9 protein-coding genes are annotated in these 7,278 nt (G+C 33.0%); all 9 read right to left on the bottom strand.

All coding sequences use genetic code 11. The annotated features are described in order from the left end of the window. Positions 1-26 precede the first annotated feature (26 nt). Positions 27-1,604: a F0F1 ATP synthase subunit alpha gene (gene atpA, locus NZD88_RS19230; RefSeq protein ID WP_259831256.1), complete on the bottom strand. Its 1,578-nt coding sequence runs from the start codon at positions 1,602-1,604 to the stop codon at positions 27-29. Between the two features lie 17 nt (positions 1,605-1,621). Then, entirely contained in the window at positions 1,622-2,053 is a 432-nt protein-coding gene (locus NZD88_RS19235) for a hypothetical protein (RefSeq protein WP_259831257.1), read from the bottom strand. 1 nt (position 2,054) lies between these two features. Next, positions 2,055-2,594, bottom strand: coding sequence for an ATP synthase F1 subunit delta (gene atpH / locus NZD88_RS19240; protein ID WP_259831258.1), 540 nt, complete (start codon positions 2,592-2,594; stop codon positions 2,055-2,057). A 2-nt stretch (positions 2,595-2,596) separates the two neighbouring features. Next, the gene (locus NZD88_RS19245) at positions 2,597-3,091 is read right to left on the bottom strand and encodes a F0F1 ATP synthase subunit B (protein WP_259831259.1); all 495 of its coding nucleotides are present in this window, start codon (positions 3,089-3,091) and stop codon (positions 2,597-2,599) included. 99 nt (positions 3,092-3,190) lie between these two features. Next, on the bottom strand, positions 3,191-3,409 hold the full coding sequence (locus tag NZD88_RS19250; protein ID WP_056031560.1) for an ATP synthase F0 subunit C: 219 nt from the start codon (positions 3,407-3,409) through the stop codon (positions 3,191-3,193). 50 nt (positions 3,410-3,459) lie between these two features. Beyond that, positions 3,460-4,587 carry a F0F1 ATP synthase subunit A gene (gene atpB / locus NZD88_RS19255; protein WP_259831260.1) on the bottom strand — a complete coding sequence of 376 codons (1,128 nt, stop codon included), beginning with the start codon at positions 4,585-4,587 and terminating at the stop codon, positions 3,460-3,462. Positions 4,588-5,024: 437 nt separating this feature from the next. Beyond that, positions 5,025-5,438, bottom strand: coding sequence for a 6-pyruvoyl trahydropterin synthase family protein (locus NZD88_RS19260; protein ID WP_259831261.1), 414 nt, complete (start codon positions 5,436-5,438; stop codon positions 5,025-5,027). A gap of 22 nt (positions 5,439-5,460) precedes the next feature. Further along, entirely contained in the window at positions 5,461-6,159 is a 699-nt protein-coding gene (locus tag NZD88_RS19265; protein WP_259831262.1) for an SDR family oxidoreductase, read from the bottom strand. Positions 6,160-6,164: 5 nt separating this feature from the next. Beyond that, the coding region (locus tag NZD88_RS19270; protein WP_259831263.1) for a thioesterase domain-containing protein at positions 6,165-7,278 on the bottom strand (1,114 nt) is incomplete at its 5' end.

The following is a 7,278-nucleotide window of genomic DNA, read 5'->3' on the forward strand; positions in this document are numbered from 1 at the left end:
ATTCTAAACCTTAAACAATGAAGATTTTAGTTATATTTAGAAGCTAAATCGTTAGCTGCCTGCTTAAGAACGTTTGTAATATCGTTGTCGATTTTCCCAGCTTTAAGAGCAGCCATAGTTTCAGGATGCTTAGATCTTAAGAATGCGATGTATTCGATTTGGAATTCTTTTACTTTCTTGATAGGAACGTTTCTCATTAAGTTCTCTGTACCTGCATAAATCATAGCAACTTGGCTATCTACAGGAAGCGGAGAGTTTACCGGCTGCTTAAGAAGCTCTACGTTTCTTTCTCCTTTAGAGATAACGGCTAACGTAGAAGCATCAAGATCAGAACCGAACTTAGCGAACGCTTCCAATTCTTTATATTGAGCCTGGTCTAATTTAAGAGTACCAGACACTTTTTTCATTGATTTGATCTGAGCGTTACCTCCTACTCTGGATACAGAGATCCCTACGTTGATCGCAGGACGAACCCCTGAGTTGAATAGATCAGACTCCAAGAAGATCTGTCCATCTGTAATAGAGATTACGTTTGTTGGAATATACGCAGAAACGTCACCAGCCTGAGTTTCGATAATTGGAAGGGCAGTTAATGAACCTCCTCCTTTTACGATTGGTCTTAAAGACTCAGGTAAATCATTCATCTGTCTAGCGATATTGTCATCAGTAATAACTTTTGCTGCTCTTTCCAATAGTCTAGAGTGAAGATAGAAAACGTCTCCAGGATAAGCTTCACGGCCCGGTGGTCTTCTCAATAGTAGAGAAAGCTCACGGTATGCTACTGCTTGTTTAGATAAATCATCATAAACGATCAATGCTGGTCTACCAGAGTCTCTGAAGAACTCACCGATAGATGCTCCTGCCATTGCAGAATATACCTGCATTGGAACTGGATCTGATGCGTTAGCCGCAACAATTACAGTATATGCTAAAGCTCCTTTATCAGAAAGGGTTTTAACGATTTGTGCTACAGTAGAAGCTTTCTGACCGATAGCAACATATATACAATATACAGGCTGTCCTGCATCAAAAAATTCTCTCTGGTTGATGATCGTATCGATCGCAACAGTAGTTTTACCTGTCTGTCTGTCACCAATGATAAGCTCTCTCTGTCCTCTTCCTACAGGGATCATAGAGTCAATCGCAACGATACCTGTTTGTAAAGGTTCAGTTACCGGCTGTCTGAAGATAACTCCAGGAGCTTTTCTTTCCAATGGCATTTCGTAAAGTTCTCCTTCGATTGGTCCTTTACCATCTATTGGATTACCTAGAGTATCTACTACTCTACCTAACATACCTTCTCCTACTTTGATAGAAGAGATTCTGTTTGTTCTTCTTACTGTATCTCCTTCTTTTACTAATTTACTTTCACCAAGTAAAGCAACACCTACGTTGTCTTCTTCAAGGTTAAGTACAATACCTTCTACATCACTAGCAAATTTTACCAACTCACCGTACTGTACATTTTCTAACCCGTATACACGAGCAATACCATCACCGATGGTTAAAACTGTACCTACTTCCTCAACGTTGGATTGAGTGTCGAAGTTGGCCAACTGTTGTTTTAAGATCGCAGATACTTCTGCCGGATTTATTTCTGCCATTATATGGTTGTTTTTTCTTATTTAAAAAGTTTAATTTTTAGATCTTCGTTAGAATACTTTGCTATAAACAAGTCGATCTTTGCTTCATCAGCATTTCCATTTTCATCGAATATACCTGACTTGTAAATATTTTTAATGATATCTTTATCTGATAAATCAGTAACCAATTCCTTATTGTTTTTTAAAAATCTTACGGTATAAATGATTTTAGTCCAGTAAGGAGATTCATTGGGATAAATTGGAGGTGTTTTACGTACTTCATAGGTTGAACCCAGTACTGAAACAATTCCGTTATCTTTTACATCAGACAGGATAAAGTTATAATTATTAGTCTCAATATGATAGGTTTCCTTATCGTCAATAAACACTTTATCTTTCTTTATTTTCACTTTCTGTCCAAAAGCCAGACAAGAAAAAGCAAGCATTGATATATATAAGACCTTTTTCATATTAGTTTAATTGAAAATCTTTTTTAATCTGACCCAATTTAGTTTTCACAGATGCATCGATCTGCTGGTCTCCTACTCTTAAAATATAACCTCCTAAAATTTCAGGCTTTACGTTTACTTTAAGGTCAAAGTTTGAATCTGCTTTTATCAGATGGGTAGATCTCAGGATCTGATCAATGTTCTCCTTAGAAAGCTGAGTCGCTGTAGTAAGAGTAATTCTCTGAACACCGTTGATATCCTCTACTTTATTGATGAACTCCTGAGCGATATTCTTCAGTTGGTTTTCACGCCCGTGCTTGATCACTAATCTGATCAGGTTCTGTGAAGAAACCGACAAACTTTTAAAGATCTGGTCTGCTACCTCTATTTTCTTTTTTGCATCAATGTAAGGTGTAAGAAAGAACTTGTTTAAATCTACAGATTGAGACATGATCTTAACTACATCTTTCATTTCAGAAAATACAGCAGCTGTCTGGCCTGATTCATTGGTGAAGTCAAGCAATCCCTGTGCGTATCTTTTAGCTACTTTAGATGTAAGCATTCTTAGTTAAGGTTAGATTTGTTTAAATAATTTTGAACTAATTCATTTTGAGCTTCGTTGTTATCCAACTTCTGCTTAAGGATAGATTCAGCGATGTTTACAGATAAAACACCGATTTGAGTTTTGATGTCTGCCATTGCAGCATTTTTCTCAGTTTGGATAGTTTGCTTAGCTGCTTCAATGATTTTATCTCCTTCGCTTTTAGCAGCATCTTTAGCTTCACCTACGATTCTATCTTTAATTTCTCTGGCTTCTTTAAGGATAGCATCTCTTTCGATTTTAGCTTCACGAATAATTCTTTCGTTATCGGCTTTAAGTTCTTCCATTTCTTTTTTAGCCAATTTAGCTTGGTTTAATGCATCAACGATAGAAGTTTCTCTGTCATTTACTGCATTAACGATTGGTTTCCAAGCATATTTAGCAAGAAGAAACAATAGGATAACAAAAGTAAGGGTCATCCAAAACAAAAGTCCAATTCCAGGTTCAATAATTCCCATATCTGTAAATTCTTTTTTAAGTGTTATTTTATGGATTGTTTTTAAAATTCTTAGCAGCAGCCAATCGCTTCACTGCTAAGAATGTTTTTTGAGGATAGATTACTTGATGAAAGCACCAAAGATAATCGCGATAAGACCAGCACCTTCAATAAGACCAGCAGCAATAAGCATTGCTCCTTGAATCTTACCAGCTTGCTCTGGCTGTCTAGCGATAGCATCCATTGCGTGACCTCCGATTTTACCGATACCTAGACCTACACCTAGTACTGCTAAACCGATACCTACGTAAACTAAACCTGCTCCAGTTGACATGTCCATAATAAATAAATTATATTAGTTAAAAATTATTTTAATATTTTTCTTTTAAATTAATGTGCATGTTCTTCGTGACCATGCTCATGCTCGTGCTCTGCAACTGCAATACCAATAAATAAGGCTGATAATACAGTGAAGATATATGCTTGCAATGCTGCTACTAATAACTCCAATACGGAAACAAATAATGCTAATGGTACAGACGCAAATCCTAAGAACGGAGACTTGAAAATGAAGATCAATGAAATAATCGCCAAAATCATAATATGTCCTGCTGTAACGTTAGCGAAAAGTCGCATCATCAAAGCGAAAGGCTTTGTAAAGATCCCGATAATCTCGATTGGAACCATAATAGGATACAATAAGATAGGAACCGGTGGCATAAAGATGTGTTTCCAATAATCTTTATTAGCACTAAATAATGTAATTAATAATGTAATGATTGCTAAAACTGCAGTGATTGCAATATTTCCTGTAAGGTTTGCTCCAAAAGGAAAGAAAGGAATTAACCCAAATAAGTTGTTAAACCAAATAAAGAAGAATGCAGTTAATAAATAAGGCATATATCTTTTATATTTAACAGATCCGATGTTTGGAATAGCCACTTCATCTCTTATAAATACAATTACTGGCTCTAATAATTTCCCAGCTCCTCTTGGTAATTGAGACTTTTTATAGTTTCTTGCCATTCCTATAAATATAATTGCCATAAAAATTACTGACAATAACATTGAAGCTGCATTTTTAGTAATTGAAAGATCAAAAAATACTTCGTTCGATTTTTGTTTCCCACTGATAATTGAAAATAAAGTTGCTTTTTCAATTCCTTTAGTAGAAACTACTTGCCCTTCTTTTAATGTATATCCATCGTGTTCATGACCATGGGCGATACTGCTTGAAAGAAAAGTATGCAACCCTTCGTTATCTTTAATAATCACGGGTAATGGAATAGAAACATGGTGTTCTTCACCGTTATCGTCTTTTGTAGTCCATAAATGCCATTCATTAGAATCACCAATGTGTTCCATGATCATTTTTGTAGCATTGAATTTGTCACCATCTTCTTTGTGCTCTACTTTTTCAGCGGATTTTTCACCTTCAGAATCATGTTGTGCAGTAGCAAAACCGCTAATAAACACAAATAAAAATGCGAAAAATAATGAAGAAATCTTTCTGTTCATATCTCTTTTTTAATCGTGTGCAAATATATCGATTTTATTAAACTTTACCAATATTAAAAATTGATTTTTATCATCAAAAAAATCAAGACTTGTTAATGAGTTTTATTATGGATAAATATATAAGGAATGAGCCAATAACAAAGCAAATGACAATTAGGAGAAAATTCTCTCTCGTTTTATCGATTATTATTAAAGAAGTTATAAGCCAAAAAATATCTTTACCAATATTCATTGTAAGAAACTTCATTCCTGCATCAGGCTTACCATAAAAATACCTTTTAAATATTATATATAAAACAACATTTAAAAATGCTATTAAAAACATAATAATAAAACTATCCCAAAAATTCATTTTGCAAAAATAAAATTAAACATTTATAATACAAATAATTCTAAAAAAATAAAAAAGCTATATCCGAACATAGAAAACTATTGTCTTATGCAGAATCAGATATTTCGGCGAAATTATTTTCTGTTTCAAACAGCTTAACTTCCAGATAATATTTTTTATCAATCTTATTTCTTAATCTATTGTATATAACAATCAACATATTTTCAAGGGTTGGATTTAAATCCTGAAATTCAATGATTTCTAAATTTAAATTTTTATGATCTAAATAGTCAATAATTAATTCATTGATTAAACTACTCAGATATCCTAAATCTATAACAAAACCGGTTTCTTTACAGACTTCCCCTATCACAGATGTAAACAGGGTATAATTATGTCCATGAAAATATGGATTATTACATTTTCCAAATATTTCTTTATTTTTTGTCTCAGTCCACGAATTGTTATGTAATCGATGGGCAGCATTAAATGTTGCCCGTCTTGAAACTTTAACTTTCATATTTTAATACTTATAATCTTTTTTATGGAGTAGAAGATGAAATTGGAATAATCTTCCCATTAAATAATTTTGCATAATTAGATGAAAAATCGCAAATAAATCTTGCTATATCTTCACTTTTAAAAGAATCTGTACAATCAGGAAAAGCCAATCTTAGCATCTCCGTATTTACTGCTCCCAAACAGATACAATTAACAGATACATTATGATCTTTAAATTCTTCCGCTAAACATTCTGTAAGATTCCCTAAAGCTGCTTTGCTACTGGAATAAGCCGATAATCCTGCAAATTTTTGTGCAACACTTATTCCACCCATACTCCCTATATTTACGACATGAGCATACTCGCTTTTTGTTATTTTATCAAAAACAGTCTGAATAACTTTAACGGCACCAAATAGATTTACATTAAATGTTTCCTGCCAGTCTTCAATTGATAAATCCCAAAATGGTTTATTGATTAATAAGCCTGCGTTATTTATTAGTATGTCTATCTTTTCATATTCTTCTAATTTATGTTTTAATATAGCTTGGTCATCCGTAATGTCATATTCTATTATGTGAATATTATTTTCATATTGTTCATAACATTTTTGTTTTAATTTTTCCAGTTCAGATATATTTCTTGATATTGCAATAATCTTGTTTTTATTATTTTTACTGAATTCTAACACAGTATCATATCCAATTCCTCTACTTGCTCCTGTTATTATAATATTCATTTAAATTACTTTTTTAAGATATGTATATATTTTAAGATATTTTCTTTATTAAGAAGTTCTAAGTGGTCACAATCTATCTCTATAGTCATTAATTTATTTTCATATGAGAAATCTTTCCAACCGTAATCATTTGTTTCATTTCCTTTATCATAAGATTTTATTAATTTAATTCCAGCATCAATTTTAATGTGAGGGGGTGTATATTTTATCGTGTTTTGTACGCTCCGCATATATTCATAGACATAGGATTCCAACATTTCTCTGCTAAACAAAAAACCAAGATTTATGAGACTATCATAAAGATAGGAAAATTGATTTTCTAATGTCTCCTTCTCTATTTTATCAAGATCTATTGCTAAGTTGGCTTTATTCCTGGCACTATTCATAAAATTAATCATATTACAAAAAGAAACTATAGAATCTTTTATTTCAAAACGATCTATTGTTTTAATTTCTTGTGGTGGTTTACAGTCAATAAAGAAAACTTCATCCAACTTTATTCCTTGATCTTGTAACTGAGCACATATTTCATATACAATGAGTCCTCCATATGAATATCCACCTATTGTATAAGGTCCTTCCGGATCTATTTTCCGCATTTCTGAAATTATTTTCCCCGCTATTTCTGGAATAGAATATGACGTTTGACCTTTTGACAGATACAGGTTAGGTGATTGAAACCCATAAAATGGCTGATTTTCTCCTAGAAGTTCAGATAATGCATGAAATGAAAAAACATCTCCTATGATGGTTGGAACAAAGAAGAAAGGTTTTTTACTTCCTTTTGGATTCATTTTAACCAATATCTTTGAATTATCTTTAACTACAATCGCCTTGCTTACTAGCTCAATAGTGTGGTTTTCATACAGTACAGATACAGGCAATTTATAATTAAATTCTTTTCTAATAACATTTATCATCTGAATTGCCTTCAAACTATGTCCTCCTAATTCAAAGAAATTATCTTTGATCCCTATTCCCGACTTCCCTAAAACATTCTCCCAGATAACAACAAGCTTAGCCTCTGTTTCATTGCGCGCTGAAACATATTCAACACCGGAACCCAATGAAGATCCAAAGGCATCAGGTAAACTCACCCGGGCAATCTTTCCATTACTC

It is taken from the genome of Chryseobacterium pyrolae (assembly GCF_025153485.1).
Lineage (GTDB): Bacteria > Bacteroidota > Bacteroidia > Flavobacteriales > Weeksellaceae > Chryseobacterium > Chryseobacterium antibioticum.

Bases quoted from the DNA above. Each gene is read 5' to 3' on its own strand.
- atpA (WP_259831256.1), bottom strand. From the start codon at position 1,604: ATGGCAGAAATAAATCCGGCAGAAGTATCTGCGATCTTAAAACAACAG.
- NZD88_RS19235 (WP_259831257.1), bottom strand. From the start codon at position 2,053: ATGAAAAAGGTCTTATATATATCAATGCTTGCTTTTTCTTGTCTGGCT.
- atpH (WP_259831258.1), bottom strand. From the start codon at position 2,594: ATGCTTACATCTAAAGTAGCTAAAAGATACGCACAGGGATTGCTTGAC.
- NZD88_RS19245 (WP_259831259.1), bottom strand. From the start codon at position 3,091: ATGGGAATTATTGAACCTGGAATTGGACTTTTGTTTTGGATGACCCTT.
- NZD88_RS19250 (WP_056031560.1), bottom strand. From the start codon at position 3,409: ATGGACATGTCAACTGGAGCAGGTTTAGTTTACGTAGGTATCGGTTTA.
- atpB (WP_259831260.1), bottom strand. From the start codon at position 4,587: ATGAACAGAAAGATTTCTTCATTATTTTTCGCATTTTTATTTGTGTTT.
- NZD88_RS19260 (WP_259831261.1), bottom strand. From the start codon at position 5,438: ATGAAAGTTAAAGTTTCAAGACGGGCAACATTTAATGCTGCCCATCGA.
- NZD88_RS19265 (WP_259831262.1), bottom strand. From the start codon at position 6,159: ATGAATATTATAATAACAGGAGCAAGTAGAGGAATTGGATATGATACT.